Raw genomic sequence first — 24,853 nt, 5'->3', positions numbered from 1 at the left:
GCGCAACTAGATGCACTTGCATGGCACGTTTGCCAGTCGACACTATTGCATCACCGACTGTCACTGCTCTCGAATCGAGGTCGACCGTGAGCGACGAGACCCGTGCCGTACCCGCTGCGATCCGTTTGGAGGCGGTGCTGCTCGACCGGGCACCGAAGGTGTTCGCACTGTGCCGCTTCACCTACGACGACAGCGATGACGCCAACGGCGCAGACGACATCGAGCCGGTCAGCGAGGTGATCGGTTGGGCGTTCGCCATGCCGGACGGCGAGGTCCTGATCGTGCGCACCGGCGACACCGGCAACGGGATGACCTGGTGCAACGATCTCGCCTCGGCGAGCCGGTTCTGGGCACCGATGATCGGCGCCGATCTGCTCGCCGTCGCGTGACCGACCGGCGGACGGTGGCGGTCAGAGGTCGAGTCCGGTGAGGACCATCACCCGCGGCTCGGTGTAGTCGTCCATCGCGCTGCGCACGCCTTCGCGGCCGACACCGCTGCCCTTCACCCCGCCGTACGGCATCTGGTCGGCCCGGTACGACGGCACATCACCGACGATCACCCCGCCGACCTGCAGCACCCGGTGGGCGGTGAACGCGGTCTGCAGGCGGTGGGTGAACACGCCGGCCTGCAGCCCGTACGCCGAGTCGTTGACCGCCGCGAAGCCGGCCTCGTCGTTCTCCACCCGGTCCACGACGAGCACCGGGCCGAAGACCTCCTCGGTGAGCACCTTCGCGCCGGCCGGCACCCCGGTAAGCACCGTCGGCGTGTACGTCGCGCCGTCGCGACGGCCGCCGACGTCGACGTGCGCCCCGGCAGCCGCCGCGTCGTCCACCCAGGACTCGACCCGCTTGGCGGCGTCCTCGTTGATCAGCGGCCCGACGTCGGTGGCGTCGTCGGCCGGGTCGCCGATCCGCAGCCGCCGCACGGCGTCGACGAGTCGGGGCAGGAAGCCGTCGTAGAGCCATTCGTGCACGTACACCCGCTGCACCGCGATGCAGCTCTGCCCGGCCTGGTAGTTGGCGAAGGTGGCGATCCGTTGCGCCGCCCAGGTCAACTCCTCGTCGCCGGCCCAGTCCTCACAGATCACCGCGGCGGCGTTGCCGCCCAGCTCCAGGGTGACGTGCTTGTCCGGCACGGACCGGCGGATCCGCGCGCCGACCGGACCGGACCCGGTGAACGACACCACCGGCAGTCGGGGGTCGGCGACCAGCTCACCGGCCCGATCGTTCGGCACCGGCAGCACCGAGACCATGCCGGCGGGCAGTCCGCTGCCCGGCTCGCCCTGCGCTGCGGGCGGCTCGGTGACCTCGGCGATCAGCTCGCCGAGCAGCAGCGCGGTCAGCGGGGTCGCCGGAGCCGGCTTGACCACGATCGGCGCGCCGACCGCGATCGCCGGGGCAACCTTGTGCGCGACCAGGTTGAGCGGAAAATTGAACGGCGAGATGCCCAGCACCGGACCGCGCGGCACCCGGCGGACCACGGCGAGGCGCCCGGCGGCCGCCGGGTCGGTGTCGAGTCGCTGCAGGTCGCCGGAGAACCGGCGGGCCTCCTCGGCGGCCCACCGGAACGTGGAGACCGCCCGACTCACCTCGGCCCGCGCCCACTTGATCGGTTTGCCGCTCTCGGCGGTGATCAGCCGGGCGATCTCCTCGGCCCGCTGCGCGATCCGCGCACTGATGTGGTCCAGCGCGGCGGCCCGGCGGTACGCGGGCAGCGCGGCCGCCTCGGCGGCCACCCGGTGTGCGGCGACGACCGCCCGTTCGACCTGGTCGGGCGTGGCGTGGCTGGTCCGCCCGACCAGGTGGCCGTCGTACGGGTGGTGCACGGCCAGCGGCTCGTCACCGTGCGCCGGCTCACCCGCCAGCCAGAACGGCTTCCGATCGGTACGGTCGGCGGCGTGCTCCATCCCGCCAGCCTAGGCCAGGTCAGGATGCGCTGCGTGGCAGCCGGTAGCCGAGCTGCTGGGCGTACGTCATCAGCGGTCGCGTCGTCGGGACCAGCATCGTCGCCTCGGTCAACCAGCGGTGTCCCCGGTTGTCGTCGAGTCGGCGACGCCGGAGCGCTGTCTGCTCCCGGCACAGCGCTTCCAACCGCCGGGGACGCGGTCGACCGGCCAGAACGCCAGTCCAGCCAGCGCAGCCACCAGTCACGCCACATTTCGGTGATCATCTTCTCTCCTTGATCAATACTCAGGATTTCGTACGCGCGGGCAGTCGATAAAGCCCACGGCGCTGGACGAACATCTCCCGCCGATCGGCGGCATTACCCTCTCGGTCGATCACATATCCGGCCAGCCAGTACCAGCCGTCGTACGTCTGCTTCCGGTCCACCGAGATGACCCGGAGTCGGAAGCCACGGCCGCCGGCGAACTGAACGCTCGCCTCCCGACCGATCACCAGCACTTCGGGCTTCGGCTCCGGCGTCCTGATCAACCGGCTATCCAGTGCGCCTGCTCATGGGCCACGTCGGACGCCCCGATAACCGCTTCGGGCCCCAACATCCACAGTCCTTTCGACTACCCGACTCGGAATCTCGTTTTCACCCTGGCCTATCGGCGGGCGTCAGTGGAAGATGAACTCGGTTGAGATAGCTGCCACTCCGGTTGTATTCGAGGTGATAGTCATGAGTGAACTTCCGTCAGAGCTCCGTCAGCTCCGGCTGTCGCGACACATGAACCAGACGCAGTTGGCAAAGGCGCTGCGCGTGTCCAAGTCGCTGATCGCCAGCTTCGAGACGGGCCGGCTGGTGCCTAAGGAGGACACTGCGAAGGCACTGGACCAGGTGCTGGACTCCGGGAGGCAGGTCCAGAAGCTATCGGACGAGGCCCGGGGAGACCAACGGCCGTGGCTACGCTCCTGGGCCGAGCACGAACGCCGCGCGATGTTGCTGCGATGCTGGGATTTGTCGATCATCCCGGGTTTGCTACAACGCGAGCCGTACATGCGCGAGCTGTTCGCCTCCGTGCCAGCGAACAAGAACAGGGTTGACGATCTGGTCAGGACACGCCTTGGCCGACAGGCAGCGGTCTTCGACCGCGAGGAGCCGGTAGAGCTGTCCTGCCTGATCGGCGAGGCTGCCCTGCATCAGGGGTCGCGAGAGGTTCTCAAAGACCAGCTTGCCCACCTGGTCGACGCCGGCCACCAACCGAACGTCCGCATACGGGTCGTGCCGGACCGTGGCCTGAGCCTTCACCCTGGCCTCGGTGGGCCGCTCTCGTTGGCAACCCTGGCCGACGGCCGCCGGATTGCCTACCTGGACGACCAACTACGCGGCAGGCCAGCCAGCACCGCTGCCGACATCATCGAACTAGAGTGGGCTTGGGAAGCCATCAATGAGCTCTCTTTATCGACTACCCAAAGCCGAGACTTGATTCTAAGGTTGATCGATGAACACAAGTAGCCCCGTATGGCGCAAATCCACAAAATCGGGCGGTGTAAGCAACTGTGTCGAGGTGGCCGACAACCTGCCCGGCCGGGTCCTGGTCCGGGACACCAAGGACCGCGACGGCGGCACGCTGACCTTCGGCCCGTCCGCATGGTCCTCGTTCGTCGAGCTGGCCAAGCAGCACCACTGAGCCGACTCCCAGCCCCGACAGGGCAACCAGAGAGCGCCGGCCCTACCCGGGTAGGGCCTTCGGCAAAGCCAGCTCAGTAACCTTGCGTGACGGCAAGTCGCCCAGCCTGCCGATCCTCGGCTTCCGGATCTGCCGAGTTGAGTGCGTCCGATCAAGCGAGCCATTTTTCTGTATCTGGAAGCGGCCACACGCCCGTGCCGCCGCCGGCCATAGACGACTTTATTTGCCTACCATGACCGAATCCTGTCCAGGGCGGTCACCAGTGATGTGACCGCAGCGAGGAAAGCCACCCATGCATAGATCCGCGACAAGCGGGGGTCACGTCGCTCTCTGTCATCGTCTGCCATCCTGGCTCCCTCGATCCGATCCGGGCCGCGTAGGCCGCAAACTGCCCGGGTTGACCCGATACCGTCTAAAGAAACTGCGGTTCAGGTGCGCAGGATCGGGATACCCCCATCTCCTGCCAATGCTGGCGATGGAGGCGCCGTCCTCGCTCGATTCGATGATGTCCCGATAGATTTGCTCGAGCCGGTACGCGCTCACAAGTCCCATGACCGTAGACTGGCCAGTGGCACCGACGTGCTTGTGTAAAGATCGAGGGCTGACGCCGATGGCCGCCGCGATTCGAGATGGGCGCATATCCAGGCTGCCAAGGTCCTCCAGGATTGCTGACTTCGCCCGCATGGCCACAATCTCGGACGTCAGACTATTGAACCATCCTTGGTCACCTTCACCGGCCAGTAACCCGTTGAGCAGACTGATGAGAGCACCGCCTTCCTCCGACTCTATCTGCTCGAATATTGCCTTCCGCGCGACGATCTCGCCGAGCCAGCAGCGGAGCTGGACACGCAGGCGCCGGTGGACCGGCAAGGTCCTACACAACAGAGGCTTGGCCCGCCTCGCTGCTCCCGTGAGCGCCGTGCGCGGAACGCTGACGATGAACGCCTGCCACGGTCGTGTTCCGCCGTCCCGGTACCAGGCGAGCGGCTGAGAGGTGTCGAACAGCGCTACTTCCTCGGCTTTGAACCGGGTTTCGTGGTCGCCCTGCTGGCACGTCAGCCGCCCGTGGAGGCTCAACACAAGCCGGTATTCCTCCGGGTCAGACTTCCTGATGAGCCGATGAGTACGCCGTAACTGCAACGGACGGTCTGAACGCGAGTCCAGAAACGTCACGCCCACCTGGCCGAGGTTCGCGATCTTCACTACTGCCTGAAGATGGGTTGACGGCTGGCCAACCACCCGCAGCGGCATCGGCAGTTGCTCGATGGCCTGCCGCATGCGGTCAAACTGCTGACCAGGCGGCATACGGTCAGTGTTGTACACCTCGCGCATTGATCGTCCTCTCTAGAAGCGAGAACCGATGCGTTGGCGGTCCGCCTCGACAACCAGGATGCCAACAGCGGCGGCACCTGTCATTGACTGACAGCGCACGTTCACGGACTTGATGCCCCGTCCGCCACTCGGCATACGAACCCCGGCCACCGTGGCACCTGCTCTCCCTCTCCCGGCGACCCTTGTCGGTCTGCGACCATCACCCCAGCAACGCCTGTCGGCGTACGGCTTCGAATGCAGAGCTGAGTACGCCACCGAGTACACGGCAGCTATCGACATCTGCGACGCGGCTGCGGCTCGCGACGGAGCTTGCTCCGCAACGATCAACTACATTCAGTCATGATGGTCGACCCGACGGCGGCCGGATCTGCCGCTGCCCGGTCGGTTCCATGCATACAGGTGCAGCCGGTCTCAGATCTGGGATGCCGGTGGACGTGCCATGCGGCAGCCCATGCCGGCTGATGTCGGCCGTACCGCCGCGACGAAACTCCCGCTATTGTCCCGGTGTTCGACAGGAGATCAGCGATGCAGTTCAAGATCGACGGCGACATGGTCGACCTCGACCGGAGTACGGTCGTCGCGCGTCTGCGCGACCGTGCTCCCTAGCAGGTGCTGACGCACTGGGTGGACGTCGATGGCACCCGCTTTCCCGTCAAGCAGGCGCTGGAGGCATGCTCCGGCATCGTCCGTAAGCGGTTCACCTCACAGACCGCTCGCTCGGTGCTGGCCCGGCTCGGGTTCACCACCAGCCCGTTGCAGGTCACGCCGTCCCGCGCCCTTGGCGCGGCGCTGCGGACACGTCCGACGCCCCCCACCAGCGCCGAACAGGCCGGTGCCGCGTTCACCACCCTGGTCTCTTTCCTGCGCGGCAGTCCCTTGACCGACGGCGTCAGCACCCTGGAACACCGGCTCGTCAACGCCGACCGGCACACGGTCGCCGCCGTGACCACCACAGCCGGGATCACCGAGAATCTACTGAAGGCAGCCCTGATCGTCCGACGCGATGTCGGACGGGTCAGCGATGTCATCCACGCCGCAGTGATCTCGCTCGCGCTCCCGGTAATCCTTGAAGATGGCGAGACCGTGACCAACCGGCCATCTCTCGGCCCCGGCAACGACAGATCACGGCCCTACGACCTGGAGACGAACCTGCGCATCGCCGAGTTCAAGGTCGCAGTCTGGTCTGGCGGCGACATGATGCGTAAACGAACCCTGACCGCCGACCTCGTACACCTTGCTCTCGACGACTCAGGCCGCCGTCCGGAATTGTGGGTCGCGGGCGAGGAACCACTGCGTTTCCTCCGCACCAGCACCACACCGGTCGCCAACCTGCTGTCCCGCTCGTCCCAGCACCTACGCACCCGTTATCAGGATCGCTACGGCCCGCACCCGATCGCCCTGCACACCTTCACCGCCACGCATGCCGACCGTGTGAGGTTGTGCAACCTGGCCGATGTCCTGCCGGCTGTGGCCACGGCGCTTATCTAACTACAGCCGCTGCCTCCGACCAGGCTACGGGTAGCTGCACACCCTCGATTACGTGCACGCTCATGCCGCGAGCGGGACACTCAGCGGTCCCAGTCCCAGTCCTCCAGCCGGGCGTGAACTGGCACCACGTTGATGCAGAGCTCTTCATAGCCGCCAGCTTGCCCCAAGGCATCCAGGAGCCGTTGCGCCTCTTCTTCCGTCGTGAAGGCTCCCGCTTGGAACCGTCCGCCCGGCTGGCGGCCGTCGAGGAACTCCACGAGCCATACCGAGATCGGCTCAACGTATCCCTCCGGTGGTTGATCACCCATACGCCGAGCATCCCAGGCTGGACGGAATGCCCGCACCCGCACAGCGGACGCCCGCACATGCCGCCGGTCGCGCGCTGGTGTTGGCACCTCCATCACCTTCGGTAGCCGCCGACCTTGGCACGGACAGCCGCGAGGACGCTCGGACGTGTGGGCCGATGTCTGGATGTTCGCTCGTCGATTTCGTGGTGTGATGACAGGGCCAGCACTATGAGGAGGCGTCGTCAGTGTCCGACTATCCGGTTCTCATGCACACCGCCCTGGACGCCACCGACGCCCGGGCCCTCGCTGAGTTCTACCGGGAGTTCCTCGGACTGCAATACCGCCCTGGTGACGAACCTCCGGCTGACGGGACCACCGATGACGAAGACTGGCTCGTCCTGGTCGACGGCAACGGCAACCGCAAGCTTGCCTTTCAACAGGTGCCTACATTGGCGCGGCCGACCTGGCCGTCACACAACGTTCCGAAGCAGATGCACCTGGATCTCCGTGTACCCACCGTCAATGAGCTGGAGCGACACCGTCGACGAGCCGAGCAGCTCGGAGCCAGCTTGCTTTACGACCGCACCCAGGATTCAGAGGAGCCCCTCTACGTTCTCGCCGACCCGGAGGGACATCCGTTCTGTATCCTCGTCGGCTCGGGGTAGGCCAACGTACGGATCTGCCGCGAACCGATCGTCACCGTGGGTGAGGGCGGTGCTGGCCGCCGGCTTCCGGACGTGTCCATGAGCGTGCACGTGATCTTGCGTACCCGGGCCGCGCTCGCGGTCGGCGCGTTCTCGGACTGGGGCGATGCGTTGTCCGGTCACCCGCCCGTGGCGGTGTCCGGGTCGGCGAGGCTGGCATGTGCCGCGATCAGGCGCCATCCCTTTTCCTCATCGAGGATTTATGTGCGCGTGTAGCGAACCCGGGCGAGGAACGGTGTCCCGGCAAGGGTGCCTTTCACCGTGCCGAGAAACCAGGTCACTCCGGTGCCGCCGACCACGAGCACCGCCAGGTCCTCCTCCATGCCGTGACCTAGAAAATCCTTGGCGGTCGATGACGAACGCTGTCCCTGCTATCGAGCGGCGCGGCCAGATAATGCAGTGCCGGACATCGGACATGGACCTGGCCTGCGCACTCTTCCGCCGCGAGACGCTCGCCACCGACGGTGATTTCGGTGATGGCCGCTGACGCCTGAACGTATCGAATGGCGGATGTTTTGCAGCGCTGGTGGGCACAGGGCGCCCCACTGTCCGACCAGTTAGGCCGAGGTCGTGAGCTGGAAGCCGGCCGGTTGACGCTCGGTCGTGGCGGCCGAAGTCGGGATCAGCGGGGTGGTGGCCAGCCAGGCGTAGATTTCCGGCAGGCTCAGGCCTGTCCAGCCGGGTGCTCGCCGACCTGCTACCGCTGCTCGAGGCCGACTGCGTACCTCGTTCACAGGCTCTCCTGGACGCCGAGCGGGAGCGGCTGGAGGAGCAGATCGCCGCGCTGACCCAGGCCCAGGTACGCCTCGACGAAGTCATCGCGATCGCAACAGACACTACCTGGACCTGCGACGCCTAGTGCCTCGTCAGTTAGCTGTGAACGGGTACTCCAGGTGGCGGATCTTGGAACCGGCGGCGAATCCGGTCTTCGGCTGCGCGCGTCGGCTGCGCCATCGGAGGTAGGTGCCGATGGCGGCGTCCTGCCCAGGCCAGCCGGCTCGACGGTCCGGGACGCGCCAGGCGTGGGTGTGGTGGTCGATACCGTTCTGCGTATGGTCCGTCGAATGTTCCACAGGAGAGCAGGTCACCCGGACAAGAGCGCGATGCCGTCGCCCGCGCGTTGGTCTGTGTTCGCCCCGCCGATCGCGGTCGGGGTACTTGCGTTCAGCCTGCTCCTCCGAACGGCGAGACCCTCTACAAGATCCCAAACTGGGACACAGTGTACGCCGACGACGTGTCTCCGGCGGATGCCGCCAACCGAAACGGACTGGAAGATCTCGCCCTTCGCTTCCTTGTCAGACACGACCTGCACCCTGGCCGCTCCGTTCGCGCTGTTCTGCGGCCTGCTGCTGATCGACGGCCGGGGATCCGTCACGGGGGACCTCGACGACTCAGACAACGCCGCGCTCCGGTTCGAGCTCGTGCCAACCTGGGTCTCCCTGAGCGACACGTACGGGCCACCGCTGCTCGTCGGCGGGGCGATCACCGCCCTCATCCTACTGTTTCGCCCCCTGGTCTTCCGACGCTTCTACCCGCCCTACCAGTGATCTCGATCCGGCGCCCAGGAGGTCCGAGGATCAGCCGCTTCGACGGTTGCCGTACTGGCGAGGGCTCTGCACCGTGCCGGAACGGCCGTGGATTCGGCTCGCGGTACCCGAGGTGTGGTTGGTGGTGGCCTTGCCCTTGGACCGGCGTGCCGCCCGGTTCTCGAAGGGCTGCGGCTGCTCCTCGGTTCCCGCTTCGGCGTCTGCGGTGGGATCGGCGTCGCTGGTGGCGTCGGTCATCGTGTCTCCTCGTGCTGTTCAGAACTGGGCTGCGGATCTTGAAGCGCGCCGCCGCGATATACGCAGACGGTAGCGCGCAGACCAACCCGAGCCGGGGCCGGCTGCCCGAGTAGACCGTCCAGTCACGCCAGGACCCCCGTCGGGGTAACTCAACCAACGAAGGAAGCCGATCGGCAACATCCACCGCGCCGATGAGCGGCTACTGGACAGGTATCCAGCTGCTGTCGCGGGTTCGCCGACAAAAGGTACGGGTGCCGGGTTCCGGCCGACCGCCTCGGCGATGACCTCGATGCCGAGCTGCCGACTCCGGCGTTTTACGCGTTGTACGCTGGTGCCGTGGGAGCGCGAGAGTACGGGTGGACGGAGGCCGGCAAGGCCAGCGCGGCACGGCACGGCGTCTGCGAGCGAGAAATGGTCGAGGCGCTCTACTCGCCGCAGCGGATCGAGAACCACATCGGGACGCTACTGCTGGCGGTGGCAGGCCTGGCTGACACCGCCAGGGTGATCGCGGTGCTGTGCGAGCGGGTCGGAAAGGTCAGCAGCTACCCGATCTTGGCGGCACGGCCAGCTACTCCTGAGGAGGTCAAGCAGTGGATGGAGGGAACACGATGAGCGCGAGCCGTGATCCACGGACGATGAGCCGCGAGGAGTTGGTGGCGTACTTCGACCGGGGAGGCGACATCTCGGAGTTGCTACGCGACGCCTCCAGGGGTCCAGATCTGGGCCCTGCGCCGTCTCCGGAGAGCGTGCCGATGATCGTGACTGGAGTTCGACTGTCCGCGACGGCAGTTCGGCGGCTGGACGAACTTGCCGGCAACGACAAGGGCGGCCGGTCGGGGCTCATTCGTCAAGCGATCGACGAGTTCCTCGCCCGGCACACCAACGAAACCGCCTGAGCCCAGCGCCGTCCTCGACTGCGACGGACGGCAGGAACGGAAACAGTCGCCGTACCCCTTGTCTGCCGCGATTTCGGTCGCGAAGATGGCTCATAGCTGGCGGATACCTCATCCTGACCTGATCCGGCCCGACGTGCGGGAGCGCCGAACGATGACCGACAAGCAGACGTTGCGCAACTTCGTCGACGGCGAGTATGTCGAACCGGTCGACGGCGGCTACCAGGACCTGATCGACCCGTGCACCGGCGAGGTGTTCGCCCACGCCCCGGTCTCCGGCCCGGCCGACGTCGACCGGGCCATGTCAGCGGCGGCCGCCGCCTTCGGCAGCTGGCGGGACACCACCCCGGCGCAGCGGCAGCTGGCCCTGCTCAAGCTCGCCGACGCGGTCGAGGCGCGCGCCGCCGACCTGGTCGACGCCGAGGTCCGCAACACCGGCAAGCCGCGCCAGTTGACCGCCGACGAGGAGCTGCCGCCCTGCGTCGACCAGTTCCGGTTCTTCGCCGGCGCGGCCCGGGTGCTGGAGGGCAAGTCCGCCGGCGAGTACCTGGCCGGGCACACCTCGTACGTACGGCGGGAGCCGATCGGGGTCTGTGCCCAGGTGACCCCCTGGAACTACCCGCTGATGATGGCGGTCTGGAAGGTCGCCCCGGCGCTGGCGGCCGGCAACACGGTCGTGCTCAAGCCGTCCGACACCACCCCGCTGTCCACCCTCCTGCTGGCCGAGATCGCCGCCGAGTTCCTGCCGCCGGGGGTGTTCAACGTGGTCTGCGGCGACCGCGACACCGGCCGCGCGCTGGTCGCCCACCCGACCCCGGAGTTCGTGTCCATCACCGGCTCGACCCGGGCCGGCATGGAGGTGGCCGCCGCTGCCGCGCCCGACCTCAAGCGCACCCACCTGGAGCTGGGTGGCAAGGCACCGGTGGTCATCTTCGACGACGCGGACGTGGCGGCGGCGGCCGAGGCCATCGCCGGGGCCGGCTACTTCAACGCCGGGCAGGACTGCACGGCGGCGACCCGGGTGCTGGCCGGGCCTGGCGTACACGACGACTTCGTGGCGGCGCTCACCGAGCAGGCACGCTCCACGAGGACCGGGCCGCCGGACGAGCCGGACGTGGCGTACGGACCGCTGAACAACGTCGACCAACTGGGCCGGGTGACCGGTTTCGTCGACCGGCTGCCGGAACACGCGCGGCTGCACACGGGCGGCGCACGCGTCGGCGACCGGGGCTACTTCTACGCCCCGACCGTCGTCTCCGGAGTTCGCCAGCCGGACGAGATCATCCAGGACGAGGTCTTCGGCCCGGTGATCACCGTGCAGCGCTTCACCGACGAGGACGAGGCGGTCCGGTGGGCCAACGGGGTCCGCTACGGCCTGTCCGCCTCGGTGTGGACCCGCGACCATGGCCGGGCGATGCGGATGACCCGCCGGCTCGACTTCGGTTGCGTCTGGGTCAACACCCACATCCCGTTCGTCTCCGAGATGCCGCACGGCGGTTTCAAGCACTCCGGCCACGGCAAGGACCTGTCCATGTACGGCCTGGAGGACTACACCCGGGTCAAGCACGTCATGCACGCGATCGAGGACTGACTAGGCCCCTGCGCCGCGACCGTCGAGCAACGGCTGGGTCGGATCCCACGGCGGGCCGCCAGCGGCGGCGTCGCGGCGTCGCCGGGCGATCGCCGACAGTGCCTCCAGCACCACCCGGTTGCCCAGGTACGCGGTGACCTCCGCCTGATCGTACGGCGGTGACACCTCGACCACCTCGACGCCGACCACCGGCAGGTCGTAGCAGCAGCGCCGGACCGCGTCGAGCAGCTGCCGGCTGGTCAGCCCGCCCGGCTCCGGGGTGCCGGTGCCCGGCGCCATCCCCGGATCCACCACGTCCACGTCGACCGACAGGAACACCCCGGCGCAGCCGTCCACTGCGGTCCGGCCCGCCTCGGCCAGGCACACGTCCAGGCCACGGGCCACGATCTCGGTCATCTCGTACGAGCGCATCCGCTGCCCGGCCATCCAGGCCAGGGTGTCCGGACCCGGCCAGTAGCCGCGCAGCCCGATCTGCAGGAACCGGTCGCCGCGTACCGCCCCGGACTCGATCAGCCGGCGCATCGGCTGGCCGTGCCCGTACAGGGAGCCGAACTCGATGTCCCCGGTGTCGGCGTGCGCGTCGAAGTGGACCAGCGACACGTTGCCGAAGCCCAGGTGCCGGGCCACCCCGGTGGCGTCCGGCAGGGCGATCGAGTGGTCGCCGCCGAGCACCACCGGGATCGCCCCGGCACGGGCCACCGCGTACACGGCGGATTCGAGCGAGCCCAGCGACCGTTCGATGTCCCCGGCGAACATCTCCACGTCCCCGGCGTCGCGCACGCGCAGGTCGCGCAGCGCGTCCACGCGCAGCGCCAGCGACGGCCGGGACCCGTCGTGCGGCAGGTAGCAGGCCTGGCGCAACGCCGCCGGGCCGAACCGGGTGCCGGGACGGTGCGAGGTGCCGCCGTCGAACGGCGCGCCGACGACCACCACGTCCGCGCCGGCGAAGCTGGTGGGATCGGCCAGGTCGCAGGGCGGTACGCCGAGGAAGGTCAGGTCCGGTCCGTACATCGCCCCGTATCGCCCGGTCATGCCGGTGCCGCCGGTCGTGACGGGGTGCCTACGGCCAGGCTGTCCCGCAGACCCCACGGCGAGCCGTACCCGGTCAGCAGGTCGAGGAACGGTCGCGCCGGGAACGCCTCCGGGCCGAGCACTCCGGTGCCGGACCAGCTGCCGGCGGCCAGCAGCTCCAACGCGACCACCGGATTGATCGCTGTCTGCCAGACCACCGCCTGGTGGCCGTATTCGGCCATCGACCACTCGTTGTCCACCACATGGTAAAGGTAGACCTCGCGTGGCTCGCCCGAGGTGGACAGTCCGGTCACCCAGGTGCCGGCGCAGGTCCTGCCGCGCATCCGGTCGCCGAGGGTGGCCGGGTCGGGCAGGCAGGCGGCGACCACGTCGCGCGGGGCGACCCGCACACCGCCGGCGCGCACCGGACGGGTCGAGTCCAGGCCCAGCCTGTGCAGCGTCTTGAGTACATCGATGAACTCGGCACCGAGACCGTACTTGAAGGTAACCCGCCGTGCCCGCACCCAACGCGGGATCAGCAGCACCTCCTCATGCTCCACGTTGACGCACTCGACCGGGCCGATGCCGGCCGGAAAGTCGAACACCTCCGGCTCGCTGAACGGCGCCGTGGTGTACCAGCCGCGCCCGGCCTCCCAGATCACCGGCGGGTTGAGGCACTCCTCGATGGTGGTCCAGATGGAGAACGACGGGGCGAAGTCGTAGCCGTCGACGGTCAGGTTGGCGCCGTCGCGTACCCCGATCTGGTCGATCGAGGCGAACAGCGTGTCGGCGGCGTGTCGGGCGAACACGTCGGACAGGCCCGGCTCGACACCGATACCGACCAGCGCCAACCGGCCGGCGTCCGCCCAGCGGGAAGCGGCGGCGAACTGGGCGTCGCCGAGCTTGACCCCGCACTCGGCGTGCGGCCGGTCCGGGTGCGGCGCGGACAGCGACATCGCCATGTCCAGGTAGTCGGCCCCGGCTGCGTACGCGCCGTCGAAGATCGGCATGACGAAGCGGGGGTCGACCGCGTTCAGGACATGGGTGATCCGGTGTTCACGGCACAGCGCGGTGACCTCGTCGGCCGACGACGCGTCGACGGTGGCGGCGACGAACCGGCGGTCACCGCCACAGGCGGTGACCGCGCGCTGCGCCCGGGCGGTGTCGTGGTCGGCAACCACGAGCGCGTCGAAGAAGTCCCGGCGGGCGGCGATCGACACCGCCGCCGAGCCGACACCACCAGCGCCTACCAACAGGATCCGCATCGCCGCCCCCTGCGATCAGCCGACGCCGACGCCGGCCCGGCGGCTGCGCCCGACCGTGCCGCCGAGCACCACCAGCAGCACCGCGACCACGAACATCGCCGTGCCGATCACATTGACCTGCGGCGGGATACCGCGCTGGGCAGCACCCCACACGTACATCGGGAAGGTCACCGTGGTGCCGGAGTTGAAGTTGGTGACGATGAAGTCGTCGAACGACAGCGAAAAGGCGAGCAGCGCGGCGGCGACGATGCCGGGCAGCACCAGCGGCAGGGTGATCCGGCGGAACGTCTGCCACTCGCTCGCGTACAGGTCCATCGCCGCTTCTTCCAGGCGGGTGTCCATGCCGGTCAGCCGCGCCTTCACGGTCACCACCACGAAGCTCAGGCAGAACATCACGTGGGCGATCACCACGGTCCAGAAGCCCAGCGGCACCGCGCCGGCCACGAACAGGGTCAGCAGCGACGAGCCCATCACCAGCTCCGGCGTGGCCATCGGTAGGAAGATCAGCAGGTTGATCGCGGACCGGCCGCGGAACCGGTGCCGGACCAGCGCGAACGCCATCGCGGTGCCGAGAATGGTCGCCCCGGCGGTGGCCAGGAACCCGATCTGTACGCTGCGCAGCACCGCGTCGCACATCTCGCTGGTGGCGCAGGGCTGGCGCCAGTTGTCCAGGGTGAACTCGTTGAAGTCGTACGACAACCGGCTGGACGGCCGGTTGAACGACAGCGCGGCCACCACCGCGACCGGTAGCAGCAGATAGCCGAGCACCAGCAGACCGGCACCGAGCACCCAGTGCTCGGCCAGCCACCGACCGAAGCGTAGGCCGAATCGCGTACCCGTCACAGCACCTCCTCCGTGCCGGCCCGCCGGACGTAGACCGACACGATGATCAGGATCGCCGCCATCAGCAGGAACGACAGCGCCGCGGCCTGCGGGTAGTCCAACCGCACCAGGAACGCCGAGTCGATCACGTTGCCGATCATGTACTCGTTGGGGGTGCCGAGCAGCCGGGCGTTGATGTAGTCGCCGGACGCCGGGATGAAGGTGAGCAGGGTGCCGGCGACCAGGCCGGGCAGCGACAGCGGCAGGGTCACCCGCCAGAAGGCCCGCACCGGACTCGCGTACAGGTCGCTGGCCGCCTCCAGCAGCCGGGGGTCGAGCCGCTCCAGGCTCGCGTACAGCGGCAGCACCATGAACGGCAGGAAGTTGTACGTCAGCCCGAGCACCACCGCGACCGGGGTGAACAGCAGCCGCCCGTCGTCGGCGAGCAGCCGCAGGTCCTGCAGCAGACCGACCAGCCAGCCGTTCTCCGACAGGATCGTCTTCCAGGCCAGGGTGCGCACCAGGAAGCTGGTGAACATCGGGGCCACGACACAGACCAGCATCAGGTTCTTCCACCGGCCGGCCCGCTGCGCGATCGCGTACGCCAGGGGGTAGCCGAGCAGCACCGCGATGACCGTGGCGACACCGGCGTAGAGGAAGCCCCGGCCGAACTGCGTCCAGTACGCCGACAGCGCGTCCGGGTAGTTGCCGAACGACCAGGTCATCGCGTACCCGGTGGCGAGTGAGCCGGTCGGGTCGTAGAGGCTGGTGGCGGCGAGTTGGAACGCCGGCACCGCGAAGAACAGGATCAGCCACGCCCCGCCGGGCAGCAGCAACAGGTACGGCAGCAGCCGGTTGCGGCGCCGGGCCCCCGGTGCCGGTGCCGGTGGCTTGCCCGCTCCCCCGCCGATGTGTGCGAGGACGCTCACGAGATGACTGATTCGTCTGAGGTGACCGGTTCGTCGTCGAGCAGTGGGGTGGTCCGGTCGCCGGCGCCCGGTTCACGGGCGAGCAGAAAGGCATGCGCCGGCTGCCAGTACGCGACCACATCGGCGCCGACCGGCAGCAGCCCGCCGGCACCGCCGGTTCCAGCACCGCCGCCGGCACCGGCACCACTACCGGCTCCGGCGCCGCTGTTCGGGCTGAACACGCTCAGCTCGGTGCCCCAGCCGGTGCGCACCTGGTACTGGGTGCTGACCCCGAGGTAGGCCAGGTCGGTGACCACGCCGGTGACCGACTGCGCACCGGCCGGTACCGCGCCGACGTCGCGGGCCAGAGCCAGCTTTTCCGGGCGTACCCCGAGGTGGACCGGGCCGTCGGCGGACCGGGACCGGCTCGCCGGCACCGTGAACCGCGACCCGTACGCGCTGACCAGCACCTCGTCGCCGCTGCGGCCGGTGACCTCGCCGGCCAGCAGGTTCGACTGGCCGAGGAAGTTGGCCACGAACGCGGTGGCCGGGTACTCGTACATCTGCGCGGGCGGGCCGAGCTGCTCGATCCGGCCGGCGTTCATCACCGCGACCGTGTCGGCCATCGTCATGGCCTCCTCCTGGTCGTGGGTGACGTGTACGAAGGTGATGCCGACCTCGGTCTGGATGCGTTTGAGCTCGATCTGCATCTGCCGGCGCAGTTTCAGGTCGAGGGCACCGAGCGGTTCGTCGAGCAGCAGCACCTGCGGGTGGTTGATCAACGCGCGGGCCAGCGCCACCCGCTGCTGCTGCCCGCCGGAGAGCTGCTGCGGGCGGCGCGGGCCGAAGCCGTCGAGTTGCACCAGGGCGAGCATCTGCTCGACCTGGGTACGGACGTCGCGGATACCGCGTCGGCGCAGCCCGAAGGCGACGTTGTCGAAGATGCTCAGGTGTGGAAAGAGTGCGTAGCTCTGGAAGACCGTGTTCACCGGCCGGCGGTACGGCCGCAGCCGCGTGATGTCCCGCCCGCCCAGCAACACCCGACCGCTGGTGGGCTGCTCCAGCCCGGCGACCATCCGCAGGGTGGTGGTCTTGCCACAACCGGAGGCACCGAGCAGGGCGAAGAACGCCCCCTGCGGGATGGTCAGGTTCAGCTCGTCCACCGCGGTGAACGGGCCGAACCGCTTGGTCAGCTCCGCCAGGCGCAGGTCGCCGGCGGGCGGGTCGTTCGCCATCCGTGCCCGCCTCAGGCCCCGATGACCTGCTGGAACTTCTGCTCGTACGTACGTTCCTGCTCCTCGGTCAGCGCCATGAACACGGCGGACCGGGCGAGCATCGCCTCGTCGGGGAAGATCAGCGGGTTCTCGGCCAGTTCCGGATCGATCGCGGTCATCGCCTCCTGGGCGCCGACCACCGGGCAGATGAAGTTGACGTACGCGGCGACCTCGGCGGCGACCGCCGGATCGTAGTAGTAGTCCATCAGTTTCTCGGCGTTGGCCTTGTGCGCAGCCCGGTTCGGCACCTGCATGTTGTCGGAAAACAGGATCAACCCGGACTCCGGTGCCTGGAAGACGATGGCCGGGTCCTCGGCGGACAGCTGGATGACGTCGCCGGACCAGCCGATGCAGGCGGCGACGTCGCCACGGGCCAGGTCGGCGGCGTAGTCGTTGCCGGTGAACCGGCGGATCTGCCCATCGGCGACCGCCTGACGCAGCTTTTCGAGGGCGTCGTCGAACTGGGCTTCGGTGAAGTCGGCCGGGTCGTGCCCGTTCGACTGCAGCAGCAGCCCCATGGTGTCGCGCATCTCGGTCAACGCGGTCACCCGGCCCTTGAGGTCGGCCCTGGTGAGTAGGTCGTCGATGGTGCGTACCTCGTCGGTGACGGTGCCGTTGTACGCGATGCCGGTCAGCCCGGACTGCCACGGCACGGCGTACGAGTCGTCCGGATCGAAGGGACGGGCGCGCAGCGAGGGCAGCACGTTGGCGGTGACGTTGGGCAGGTTCGCCTTGTCGAGCTGCTGCACCCAGCCGAGCCGGATCATCCGGGCGGCCAGCCAGTCGGTGAGCACCATGACGTCGCGGCCGGTGGGCTGGCAGGACGACAGCTGGTTCTGCACCTTGCCGAAGAACTCGTTGTTGTCGTTGATGTCCTCGGTGTAGATGACCTCGATGCCGGTGATTTCCTGAAAGGCTTCGAGGGTCGGCCGGCGGCTCTCGTCCTCGGCGTCGACGTCGACGTACTGCGGCCAGTTCGAGAAGTTGATCACCTGCTCGCTGCCGGACAGGTCTTCGCTGACGCAGCTCTCCTCGGTCTGCTGGGCGGCCGGGGTGCCGCAGGCGGCGAGGACACCACCGGTAAGCAGCAGCCCGCCGGAGGCGGCGGCGCCCCGGACCAGGTTGCGCCGGGTGAGGGACGCCCCCACGCCGAGAGTGGACAGCAGAGTGGCGGCCGGCGCGGAGGGCGGGGGGCGGAGGCGGCTGCGCATGTACGGCTCCTGAAGGGGTGCGGGCCGGTCGACACGGGCCCGAAGCGAGGTGGCGTAGTGTGTGCACCGATCAGACGACGATCCTGACATGCGCTAGAGCGCATCACAAGGGATTCCGTTGCGTGGCTCGCGATTGGCGACGAAATACGCCAGACTCAGACTCTTAACACCGGCCGTCTCGGCGGCGTACCACCTGCAGTGAATAATGCACCGACTTCGGCGAACGGGGAGACCCGGATGGGTACACGGCAATACAGCGGTGGCGGATCCGGCCACGTCGTCCTCGACGACGTGGCCAAACAGATCATCGAGCAGCTGCAGGAGGACGGGCGGCGGCCGTACGCCAGCATCGGCAAGGCGGTCGGGCTTTCCGAGGCGGCGGTACGCCAGCGCGTGCAGCGGCTGCTCGACGCCGGAGTCATGCAGATCGTCGCGGTCACCGACCCACTGCAGCTCGGTTTCCCCCGGCAGGCGATGATCGGGCTGCGTACCACCGGGGACCTGGAAGCGGTCGCCGACCGGCTCGCCGAGCTCGACGAGGTCGACTACGTGGTGATCACCGCCGGCTCGTTCGACCTACTCACCGAGGTGGTCTGCCGCAACGACGACCACCTGCTGGAGATCCTGCAGCGGCTGCGCTCGGTCGAGGGTGTCGCCTCCACCGAGGCGTTCGTTTACCTCAAGCTGCGCAAGCAGACCTACACCTGGGGCACCGCGTAACGTTCGTCCGGTTTGTTGCATGCCTTCCCTACCCTGACGCCAGGCGACGAGGGAACGGGAGTCGATATGCGGCAGGGACGGGTGCACACCCGCGCACGACGGGCAGTCGCGGGGGCCGGCCTCGCGGCGCTGCTGGTGCTGGCCGTGACCGGCTGCACCACGATCAGCACCGAGTCCGACCAGGTGGCGTTGCACTACGACGCCGGGGCGTTCTCCAGCACCACCTACCAGGAGTGCGTCACCCAGAACAACCGCGCCTGGGACGGGCCGGGCGAGAAGTACTACGTCTACCCGGCCGGCCAGCGCACGTTCGACTTCACCGGCGTCGAGAATTCCGAGTCGCCGCCGTTCGTGGTGGTGTCGAAGGACAACCAGGAGCTGACCGTCTCCGGCGGGCTGACCTTCCACCTGGACACCTCGTGCGACGACGACGGCGGGATGCTACGTGAGTTCCACGAGGAGATCGGGCTGAAGTTCCAACCGGTGATGGACGGCGACGGGCGCACCACCGACCGGTGGCTGGAGATGCTGCGCTTCTACATCGGGCATCCGCTGCAGCGGGCGATGACCACCGAGGCACAGAAGTACGACTGGTTGGCGCTCTACAACGACCCTGCCACCCGCGCCGCGTTCGAGACGGCGATCAACGAGGACCTGGGCGCGGCGGTGCAGGCGACCACCGGCGGCCGGGCGTACTTCCTACAGTTCAACCTGACCCTGCAGAAGCCGACGCCCCGTCAGGAGTTGGTCGACGGTCTGGCGGCGGTGCAGGTGGCGATCACCGAGCGGCGGGCGGTCACCGAGCAGAACGCCACCGTCGAGGAGAAGCTCAAGCAGATCCGCCAGCTCGTCGAGGTGCTCGGCCCGGACGCGTACGTGCTCTACGAGGTGTTCCAGCGCTGCCTGACCGACGAGACCGCGAAGGGCTGCCCGACCTTCGTACCGGTGCCGGCCGGCGGCAGCGTCGACCTCAACCCCGGCCGCCCGACGACCACCGACTGACCGGGCTCCGTGCAGCGTTTGTCGGATCTTCACCGCACTCATCTACGGGTTGCTATGGTTTGACTACCAGGGGTCGATCATCCAGAAGGGACCCAAACGATGCTGACCTTCGTCCGCAACGCGTTGGCCGCAACGCTGCTCATGGTGGCCACCACTCTGGTCGCTACCAACGCTCCGGCACAGGCCCTCCCACCCGAGTACTACCTTCACATCACCAGCTACTACTCGGACAGCAGCCACACCACGCAGGTCGGCACCCGGTGGAAAGGCAGGTGCCCCGACCGGGACTGGAACCATCTCTCTGGCGTGAGCACTCCCTTTTTCACCACCGGTATACACCCCTGCCCGTAGGGCGCGAACGGAATCTACCCGCGCCAGCCGGCGCCTAACGCCTTCGTCAGGGGCGGCGGGTGGCGACGAAGGCCTGCCAGGCGGCCGGGTCGAAGGCGAGCACGCCGCCGACCCGGTCCTTGGAGTCACGGACCAGCACCCGCCCCGGCAGGTTGTCCGCCACCTCGACACAGTTTCCGCCGTTGTTGCTGCTGCGGGTCGACGTACGCCACCGGGCGCCGGTCAGGTCCATGATTGCGCCACTTCCTTGATCAGGTCGATCGATGCCTCGCGCGGGAGTGCCTCTCCGCTGACACTGTCCCACCGCCGGCCCAGCGTGGCAATGTCGTCGTGGGCGGCGTGGATCTCGCCGCGCAACTGGTTGTCCAGGTAGGCGAACTCGTGGCCGTCGGCGAGCCGGGCGAGCACGAACGGGCCGGCCAGCCCGGTGTGCCAGGGCACACTGGCCGGGATCACCCGGATCTGCACGTGTGGGTGGCGCTCGGTCAGTGCGGTCAGGTGCCGCAGCTGGTCGTGCATCACCGCCCGGTCGGCGACCAGGCGACGCAGCACCACCTCGTCGATGACCGCGACCGAAACGGCGGGCGCGGCCCGGTCAGGATCGTCTGACGCTCCAGTCGGGTAACCACGATCCGCTCCACCTCGTCGGCGGTGTTCACCCCGCCGACGTGCAGCATCGCCCGCGCGTACCCCTCAATCTGCAGCAGGCCGGGCACGACGAGCGGTTCGTACGAGCGCAGCGCGACCGCCTCCCGTTCGATCTCCTCCCACGGCCGGAACCAGGCCTTGCCCCGGTGCCGGTACGGGTCCGGCCACAGCTCGGCGGGATCCATGCCGAGCGCCACCGCCGTCAGGTGCCGGTTGCGCGGGTGCGGCACCCGCCCCTTGGCGATCCATCTGCTCACCGATTTCGGGTCGACCTGGATCCGCTCGGCCAGCGACTCGACGGTGTGTCCGGACCGGGCCAGCGCGACCCGCAGCACCTCGTTCATCGGCGCACCTCACTCGTGGCGTCCACATCGGTGGTTCGCGATCGACCCTACGGAGAAATCCGGCGGCGGTGGGGGCGCGGCGGCGGGTCGGTTCCGGACGTCTGACGCCGGATCGGAACGTCTGTCGAAACGCCCTTGACACGTCCCGACGACCGAGCGGCTCGCCCCCGGATGCGGATTTCGTCGTTGTAGTCTGTTCAGATTGCTCAAACCGTAGGTGAACGCCACTGATGATCTCGTGAACCTTGCAGGTAGCGGCGGGTCTGTGCGATAACCGTAGTCAGGACGGCGTCTGCGCGGGCGCCGGTGCTGCCGACGCGATGGGGCCACGACATGGGCAACCCGACCGACCACCTCTGGATGCACTTCACCCGGATGTCGAGCTACCGGGAGACGCCCGTGCCGACCATCGTGCGCGGCGAGGGCGCGTACATCTGGGACAGCGAGGGGCGCCGCTACCTGGACGGGCTGGCCGGGCTGTTCGTGGTCAACGCCGGCCACGGCCGCACCGAGCTGGCCGAGGCCGCCGCCAAGCAGGCCGGCGAGCTGGCGTACTTCCCGATCTGGTCGTACGCCCACCCGACGGCGATCGAGCTGGCCGAGCGGATCGCCGCGCTCGCCCCCGGCGACCTCAACCGGGTCTTCTTCACCACCGGCGGCTCCGAGGCGGTGGAGTCGGCCTGGAAGCTGGCCCGCGCCTACTTCAAGCGGGTCGGCAAGCCCACCAAGCACAAGGTGGTCAGTCGCCACATCGCCTACCACGGCACCACGATGGGTGCGCTGTCGATCACTGGGCTGCCCGGCATCAAGGCCGACTTCGAGCCACTGGTCCCCGGCGGGATCAAGGTGCCGAACACCAACTTCTACCGGGCACCGGAGCACGGCGACGACCCGGCGGCGTTCGGGCGGTGGGCGGCCGACGAGATCGGCCGGGCGATCGAACGCGAGGGCCCGGACACGGTCGCCGCCGTGTTCCTGGAGCCGGTGCAGAACGCGGGCGGCTGCTTCCCGCCGCCGCCGGGTTACTTCGAGCGGGTACGCGAGATCTGCGACGCGTACGACGTGCTGCTCGTCTCCGACGAGGTGATCTGCTCGTGGGGCCGGCTCGGCGCCTACTTCGGCGCGCAGCGCTACGGCTACCGCCCGGACATCATCACCACCGCCAAGGGGATCACCTCCGGCTACTCGCCGCTCGGCGCGATGATCGCCGCCGACAAGCTGATGGAACCGTTCCTCACCGGTGCCGCGTCGTTCGCCCACGGAATCACCTTCGCCGGGCACCCGGTCTCCTGTGCGGTCGCCCTGGCCAATCTGGACGTCTTCGCCCGCGAGGATCTGGTCGGGCACGTACGGGCCAACGAGGGCGGATTCCGGGCCACCCTGGAGAAGCTGTACGACCTGCCGATCGTCGGAGACATCCGCGGGGACGGCTACTTCTACGGCATCGAGTTGGTCAAGGACAGGGCGACCCGGGAGAGCTTCGACGATGCCGAGTCGGAGCGGTTGTTGCGCGGCTTCCTGTCCGGCGCGCTGTTCGAGGCCGGCCTGTACTGCCGGGCGGATGACCGGGGCGATCCGGTGGTGCAGCTCGCTCCGCCGCTGATCGCCGGCCAAGCCGAGTTCGACGAGATCGAACGCATCCTGCGCACCGTCCTCACCGAAGCCTGGCAGCGCCTGTAACCTCCGATCACTCCCGGCGATCTTGGACTTATCGTACGGAAAATCCGACATATCTTCCCAACCAGCCCAAGATCGTCGAGGGTGAGTGGGGTGGGCGGGCGTTGCGTACCGGGACGTGTCGTACTGGACGGCCACCGCTGGCGACGAGTTGACGCCGCAGCCGGCGCTCGACGGGGACCGGATCGCCGACGTGGCCATCGTCGGCGCCGGCTACACCGGCCTGTGGACGGCGCTACCTGGCTTTGGCCGATCCGTCGCTGCAGATCGTGGTCCTGGAAAAGGAGACCGCCGGGCACGGTGCGTCCGGGCGCAACTGCCTCGGTCGGGTTGGACCGGGACTCCGGACTGGGCTGGGCGGGTGGCTACGTCGGCGACGGCGTGAGCACGGCCAACCTGGCCGGGCGTACCCTCGCCGACGCCGACCTGATCCGGGGCGTGGACAGCGATCTGACGGCGCTGCCCTGGGTGGGGTCACCGGTGCGGCCGGCCGTCGCGGTGGGCGGCACTGCTGGACCGCTGGATCGGTCGCTGATGAGCCCCTGCGGTCGGCAGGGGTGTGCGAGTCGACGGGTATGGCGATCAGGAGGTGGGCGGGATCACCCGGAGATGGCCGCGCCGGCCGGTCGACGGGTTGATGTCCAGATCCACCGCGTCCGGCTCGACGGGGCGGGACGGGGCGGGACGGGCGGCTTCGCGTACCGCCTCGGCGAGCGCGACCAGATCGTCGGTGGTTGGCGGCGGCGGATCGAACTCGCCTTCGTGCCGGACCACCTCCCAGCCTCGGGGTGCGGTCAGACTGCGGGCGTGCTGCTCGCACAGGTCGTAGGTGTGCGGTTCGGCGAACGCGGCCAGCGGGCCGACGACCGCGGTCGACTCGTTGTAGACGTAGGTCAACGTGGCGACGGCTTGGCGGGGACAGCCGTTACGGGAGCAGCGCCGTGGTGACCTCACGGCGGAACGTTATCTCTATTACCGGCTCCGCTACCAGCTTGCCGCCGCGACACGCCGACAGTCCTCATCCCCCGCCCCCGAACTGGCCCGTTCCGGACTACGCTGAGCTGGTGACCGGAGGATCCCTGTGACCGTTCCCGCGCCCGGCAGCGCGCAGACCCCCCGCCGGGTGCGCCGGGACCGCCGGGACCGGCACGGGCGTGGCCTGCGCGGCCGGCTGGTGCCGGCGACCGTGCCGCTCGCCCGGACCAAGGCGGAGGTGTTCGACGAGCTGGTGTTGGACACCGTCGAGGCGCTCGAACGACGCTTCGCCAAGGAGTTGGCCGGGGTCGAGTTCGCGGTCGAGGACGTGCCGCCCGATCTGAACGTCTACGACTCCGACGTGCTGGAGGACGGTGAGGTCCCGCTGGCCCGGCTGCTACCCGGCCGGCCGGGTCGTCAGGAGATGCCGCCGCGGATCGTGCTCTACCGGCGTCCGCTGGAGTTCCGGGCGATGGACAACGAGGATCTCGCCGACCTGGTCCACGACGTGATCATCGAACAGGTGGCAAACCTGCTCGGGGTGGATCCCGACGAACTGGTGTAAGCGCCGGCCCGGTGCCCCCGGTTCAGTGGGCCGGCTGCGGCCGGGCCACCGCCAGCGGGCCCGGTGGCCGATGAGCGGGCAGGCGCACCGGGCCGGCGGCGGTCAGGCGGTCTTGGTCACTTGATCACGCGACCCGGCGCTTGAGCTTGCGGCGTTCCCGCTCAGACAGTCCACCCCAGATTCCGAACCGCTCATCGTGACCGAGCGCATACTCCAAGCACTCGGATTTGACTTCACAGCGCGAGCAGATCCGCTTCGCTTCGCGAGTGGATCCGCCCTTCTCCGGAAAGAACGCCTCGGGGTCAGTCTGCGAGCACAGCGCCCGCTCCTGCCACTCCGGGGCGTTACCGAGCAGGTCCGCAACCTCCAGCCGACCATCCATACGCGTGCCTCCTTTCGCGCACCGGCTGGTCCAGCCGGTGCAAC

29 protein-coding genes and 2 pseudogenes are annotated in these 24,853 nt (G+C 68.6%); 15 read left to right on the top strand and 16 right to left on the bottom strand.

The window, feature by feature from the left end:
- Positions 1-86: 86 nt before the first annotated feature.
- Positions 87-389 carry a hypothetical protein gene (locus ACN27F_RS23010; protein WP_421436746.1) on the top strand — a complete coding sequence of 101 codons (303 nt, stop codon included), beginning with the start codon at positions 87-89 and terminating at the stop codon, positions 387-389.
- Between the two features lie 21 nt (positions 390-410).
- Here ACN27F_RS23010 and ACN27F_RS23005 read toward each other — a convergent pair whose 3' ends face one another.
- Both ACN27F_RS23005 and ACN27F_RS23000 read right to left on the bottom strand, forming a co-directional pair.
- A complete protein-coding gene (locus ACN27F_RS23005; RefSeq protein ID WP_421436745.1) occupies positions 411-1,907 on the bottom strand; it encodes an aldehyde dehydrogenase family protein in 1,497 nt (498 codons plus the stop codon).
- A 283-nt stretch (positions 1,908-2,190) separates the two neighbouring features.
- Complete coding sequence (locus tag ACN27F_RS23000) at positions 2,191-2,433, bottom strand: hypothetical protein (RefSeq protein ID WP_421436743.1); 243 nt, start codon at positions 2,431-2,433, stop codon at positions 2,191-2,193.
- 190 nt (positions 2,434-2,623) lie between these two features.
- On the opposite strand from ACN27F_RS23000, the gene ACN27F_RS22995 reads away from it, so the two are divergent.
- Both ACN27F_RS22995 and ACN27F_RS22990 read left to right on the top strand, forming a co-directional pair.
- On the top strand, positions 2,624-3,400 hold the full coding sequence (locus ACN27F_RS22995) for a helix-turn-helix domain-containing protein (protein ID WP_421436741.1): 777 nt from the start codon (positions 2,624-2,626) through the stop codon (positions 3,398-3,400).
- Positions 3,387-3,575, top strand: coding sequence for a DUF397 domain-containing protein (locus tag ACN27F_RS22990; protein WP_421436739.1), 189 nt, complete (start codon positions 3,387-3,389; stop codon positions 3,573-3,575). Before ACN27F_RS22995 ends, ACN27F_RS22990 begins: the two co-directional genes overlap by 14 nt.
- Before the next feature lie 333 nt (positions 3,576-3,908).
- Here ACN27F_RS22990 and ACN27F_RS22985 read toward each other — a convergent pair whose 3' ends face one another.
- Positions 3,909-4,907 carry a helix-turn-helix domain-containing protein gene (locus ACN27F_RS22985; protein WP_421436738.1) on the bottom strand — a complete coding sequence of 333 codons (999 nt, stop codon included), beginning with the start codon at positions 4,905-4,907 and terminating at the stop codon, positions 3,909-3,911.
- Between the two features lie 720 nt (positions 4,908-5,627).
- Here ACN27F_RS22985 and ACN27F_RS22980 point away from each other — a divergent pair.
- The gene (locus tag ACN27F_RS22980) at positions 5,628-6,395 is read left to right on the top strand and encodes a hypothetical protein (protein ID WP_421436736.1); all 768 of its coding nucleotides are present in this window, start codon (positions 5,628-5,630) and stop codon (positions 6,393-6,395) included.
- Positions 6,396-6,475: 80 nt separating this feature from the next.
- Here the strand turns inward: ACN27F_RS22980 and ACN27F_RS22975 are convergent, their stop codons facing one another.
- On the bottom strand, positions 6,476-6,703 hold the full coding sequence (locus ACN27F_RS22975) for a hypothetical protein (RefSeq protein WP_421436735.1): 228 nt from the start codon (positions 6,701-6,703) through the stop codon (positions 6,476-6,478).
- 224 nt (positions 6,704-6,927) lie between these two features.
- Between ACN27F_RS22975 and ACN27F_RS22970 the strand changes: the two genes are divergently transcribed.
- Positions 6,928-7,347 (top strand): VOC family protein, encoded by a 420-nt coding sequence (locus ACN27F_RS22970; RefSeq protein WP_421436733.1) that lies wholly within the window; start codon positions 6,928-6,930, stop codon positions 7,345-7,347.
- A 239-nt stretch (positions 7,348-7,586) separates the two neighbouring features.
- Here the strand turns inward: ACN27F_RS22970 and ACN27F_RS22965 are convergent, their stop codons facing one another.
- A complete protein-coding gene (locus ACN27F_RS22965; RefSeq protein WP_421436731.1) occupies positions 7,587-7,709 on the bottom strand; it encodes a hypothetical protein in 123 nt (40 codons plus the stop codon).
- A 359-nt stretch (positions 7,710-8,068) separates the two neighbouring features.
- Here ACN27F_RS22965 and ACN27F_RS22960 point away from each other — a divergent pair, with 359 nt between their 5' ends.
- Positions 8,069-8,245, top strand: coding sequence for a hypothetical protein (locus tag ACN27F_RS22960; protein ID WP_421436728.1), 177 nt, complete (start codon positions 8,069-8,071; stop codon positions 8,243-8,245).
- A gap of 433 nt (positions 8,246-8,678) precedes the next feature.
- Positions 8,679-8,933 carry a hypothetical protein gene (locus ACN27F_RS22955; RefSeq protein ID WP_421436727.1) on the top strand — a complete coding sequence of 85 codons (255 nt, stop codon included), beginning with the start codon at positions 8,679-8,681 and terminating at the stop codon, positions 8,931-8,933.
- 30 nt (positions 8,934-8,963) lie between these two features.
- On the opposite strand, the gene ACN27F_RS22950 is transcribed toward ACN27F_RS22955, so the two are convergent.
- Positions 8,964-9,170, bottom strand: coding sequence for a hypothetical protein (locus tag ACN27F_RS22950; RefSeq protein ID WP_421436724.1), 207 nt, complete (start codon positions 9,168-9,170; stop codon positions 8,964-8,966).
- Between the two features lie 336 nt (positions 9,171-9,506).
- Here ACN27F_RS22950 and ACN27F_RS22945 point away from each other — a divergent pair, with 336 nt between their 5' ends.
- The 3 genes from ACN27F_RS22945 to ACN27F_RS22935 all read left to right on the top strand — a co-directional run bounded on the left by ACN27F_RS22945 (position 9,507) and on the right by ACN27F_RS22935 (position 11,654).
- The gene (locus ACN27F_RS22945) at positions 9,507-9,782 is read left to right on the top strand and encodes a hypothetical protein (RefSeq protein ID WP_421436722.1); all 276 of its coding nucleotides are present in this window, start codon (positions 9,507-9,509) and stop codon (positions 9,780-9,782) included.
- Entirely contained in the window at positions 9,779-10,066 is a 288-nt protein-coding gene (locus tag ACN27F_RS22940) for a CopG family transcriptional regulator (RefSeq protein ID WP_421436720.1), read from the top strand. Before ACN27F_RS22945 ends, ACN27F_RS22940 begins: the two co-directional genes overlap by 4 nt.
- Before the next feature lie 151 nt (positions 10,067-10,217).
- Entirely contained in the window at positions 10,218-11,654 is a 1,437-nt protein-coding gene (locus ACN27F_RS22935) for a gamma-aminobutyraldehyde dehydrogenase (RefSeq protein WP_421436718.1), read from the top strand.
- Here the strand turns inward: ACN27F_RS22935 and speB are convergent, their stop codons facing one another.
- The 6 genes from speB to ACN27F_RS22905 are packed head-to-tail and all read right to left on the bottom strand — an operon-like array spanning position 11,655 to position 18,145.
- Positions 11,655-12,686 (bottom strand): agmatinase, encoded by a 1,032-nt coding sequence (gene speB, locus ACN27F_RS22930; protein WP_421436715.1) that lies wholly within the window; start codon positions 12,684-12,686, stop codon positions 11,655-11,657. It lies immediately after the preceding gene.
- Positions 12,683-13,930, bottom strand: coding sequence for a saccharopine dehydrogenase family protein (locus ACN27F_RS22925; RefSeq protein ID WP_421436712.1), 1,248 nt, complete (start codon positions 13,928-13,930; stop codon positions 12,683-12,685). Before ACN27F_RS22925 ends, speB begins: the two co-directional genes overlap by 4 nt.
- A 15-nt stretch (positions 13,931-13,945) precedes the next feature.
- Entirely contained in the window at positions 13,946-14,773 is an 828-nt protein-coding gene (locus ACN27F_RS22920; protein ID WP_421436709.1) for an ABC transporter permease, read from the bottom strand.
- On the bottom strand, positions 14,770-15,681 hold the full coding sequence (locus ACN27F_RS22915) for an ABC transporter permease (protein ID WP_421436707.1): 912 nt from the start codon (positions 15,679-15,681) through the stop codon (positions 14,770-14,772). Before ACN27F_RS22915 ends, ACN27F_RS22920 begins: the two co-directional genes overlap by 4 nt.
- Positions 15,678-16,895 (bottom strand): ABC transporter ATP-binding protein, encoded by a 1,218-nt coding sequence (locus ACN27F_RS22910; RefSeq protein WP_421436704.1) that lies wholly within the window; start codon positions 16,893-16,895, stop codon positions 15,678-15,680. Before ACN27F_RS22910 ends, ACN27F_RS22915 begins: the two co-directional genes overlap by 4 nt.
- A gap of 11 nt (positions 16,896-16,906) precedes the next feature.
- Positions 16,907-18,145 (bottom strand): ABC transporter substrate-binding protein, encoded by a 1,239-nt coding sequence (locus ACN27F_RS22905; protein WP_421436702.1) that lies wholly within the window; start codon positions 18,143-18,145, stop codon positions 16,907-16,909.
- A gap of 237 nt (positions 18,146-18,382) precedes the next feature.
- Between ACN27F_RS22905 and ACN27F_RS22900 the strand changes: the two genes are divergently transcribed.
- From ACN27F_RS22900 to ACN27F_RS22890, 3 genes are all read left to right on the top strand, one after another.
- On the top strand, positions 18,383-18,865 hold the full coding sequence (locus tag ACN27F_RS22900) for an Lrp/AsnC family transcriptional regulator (RefSeq protein WP_421436699.1): 483 nt from the start codon (positions 18,383-18,385) through the stop codon (positions 18,863-18,865).
- 66 nt (positions 18,866-18,931) lie between these two features.
- Positions 18,932-19,867, top strand: a complete 936-nt coding sequence (locus tag ACN27F_RS22895) for an SPFH domain-containing protein (protein WP_421436698.1) — start codon at positions 18,932-18,934, stop codon at positions 19,865-19,867.
- Between the two features lie 99 nt (positions 19,868-19,966).
- Entirely contained in the window at positions 19,967-20,218 is a 252-nt protein-coding gene (locus tag ACN27F_RS22890; RefSeq protein WP_421436696.1) for a hypothetical protein, read from the top strand.
- A gap of 46 nt (positions 20,219-20,264) precedes the next feature.
- Here the strand turns inward: ACN27F_RS22890 and ACN27F_RS22885 are convergent, their stop codons facing one another.
- Together ACN27F_RS22885 and ACN27F_RS22880 are read right to left on the bottom strand one after the other, a co-directional pair.
- The gene (locus ACN27F_RS22885) at positions 20,265-20,450 is read right to left on the bottom strand and encodes a DUF397 domain-containing protein (RefSeq protein ID WP_421436693.1); all 186 of its coding nucleotides are present in this window, start codon (positions 20,448-20,450) and stop codon (positions 20,265-20,267) included.
- Positions 20,441-21,210 (bottom strand): annotated as a pseudogene (locus ACN27F_RS22880) (helix-turn-helix domain-containing protein). The gene ACN27F_RS22885 and the pseudogene ACN27F_RS22880 overlap by 10 nt, the downstream one beginning before the upstream one ends.
- A 333-nt stretch (positions 21,211-21,543) precedes the next feature.
- Here ACN27F_RS22880 and ACN27F_RS22875 point away from each other — a divergent pair.
- A complete protein-coding gene (locus ACN27F_RS22875; RefSeq protein ID WP_421436691.1) occupies positions 21,544-22,890 on the top strand; it encodes an aspartate aminotransferase family protein in 1,347 nt (448 codons plus the stop codon).
- A 579-nt stretch (positions 22,891-23,469) separates the two neighbouring features.
- Here the strand turns inward: ACN27F_RS22875 and ACN27F_RS22870 are convergent.
- A complete protein-coding gene (locus ACN27F_RS22870; RefSeq protein ID WP_421436688.1) occupies positions 23,470-23,841 on the bottom strand; it encodes a DUF3499 domain-containing protein in 372 nt (123 codons plus the stop codon).
- Positions 23,842-23,984: 143 nt separating this feature from the next.
- On the opposite strand from ACN27F_RS22870, the pseudogene ACN27F_RS22865 reads away from it, so the two are divergent.
- A pseudogene (locus tag ACN27F_RS22865) lies at positions 23,985-24,427 on the top strand (metallopeptidase family protein); the annotation flags it as partial.
- A gap of 124 nt (positions 24,428-24,551) precedes the next feature.
- Here ACN27F_RS22865 and ACN27F_RS22860 read toward each other — a convergent pair.
- On the bottom strand, positions 24,552-24,809 hold the full coding sequence (locus ACN27F_RS22860) for a WhiB family transcriptional regulator (RefSeq protein WP_123605977.1): 258 nt from the start codon (positions 24,807-24,809) through the stop codon (positions 24,552-24,554).
- Positions 24,810-24,853: the final 44 nt, after the last annotated feature.

The sequence above is a fragment of the Solwaraspora sp. WMMB335 genome (assembly GCF_049179075.1).
GTDB lineage: Bacteria > Actinomycetota > Actinomycetes > Mycobacteriales > Micromonosporaceae > Micromonospora_E.
The sequence above is the reverse complement of the archived record's forward strand: the minus strand, read 5'-3'. Positions and strand labels throughout refer to the sequence as shown.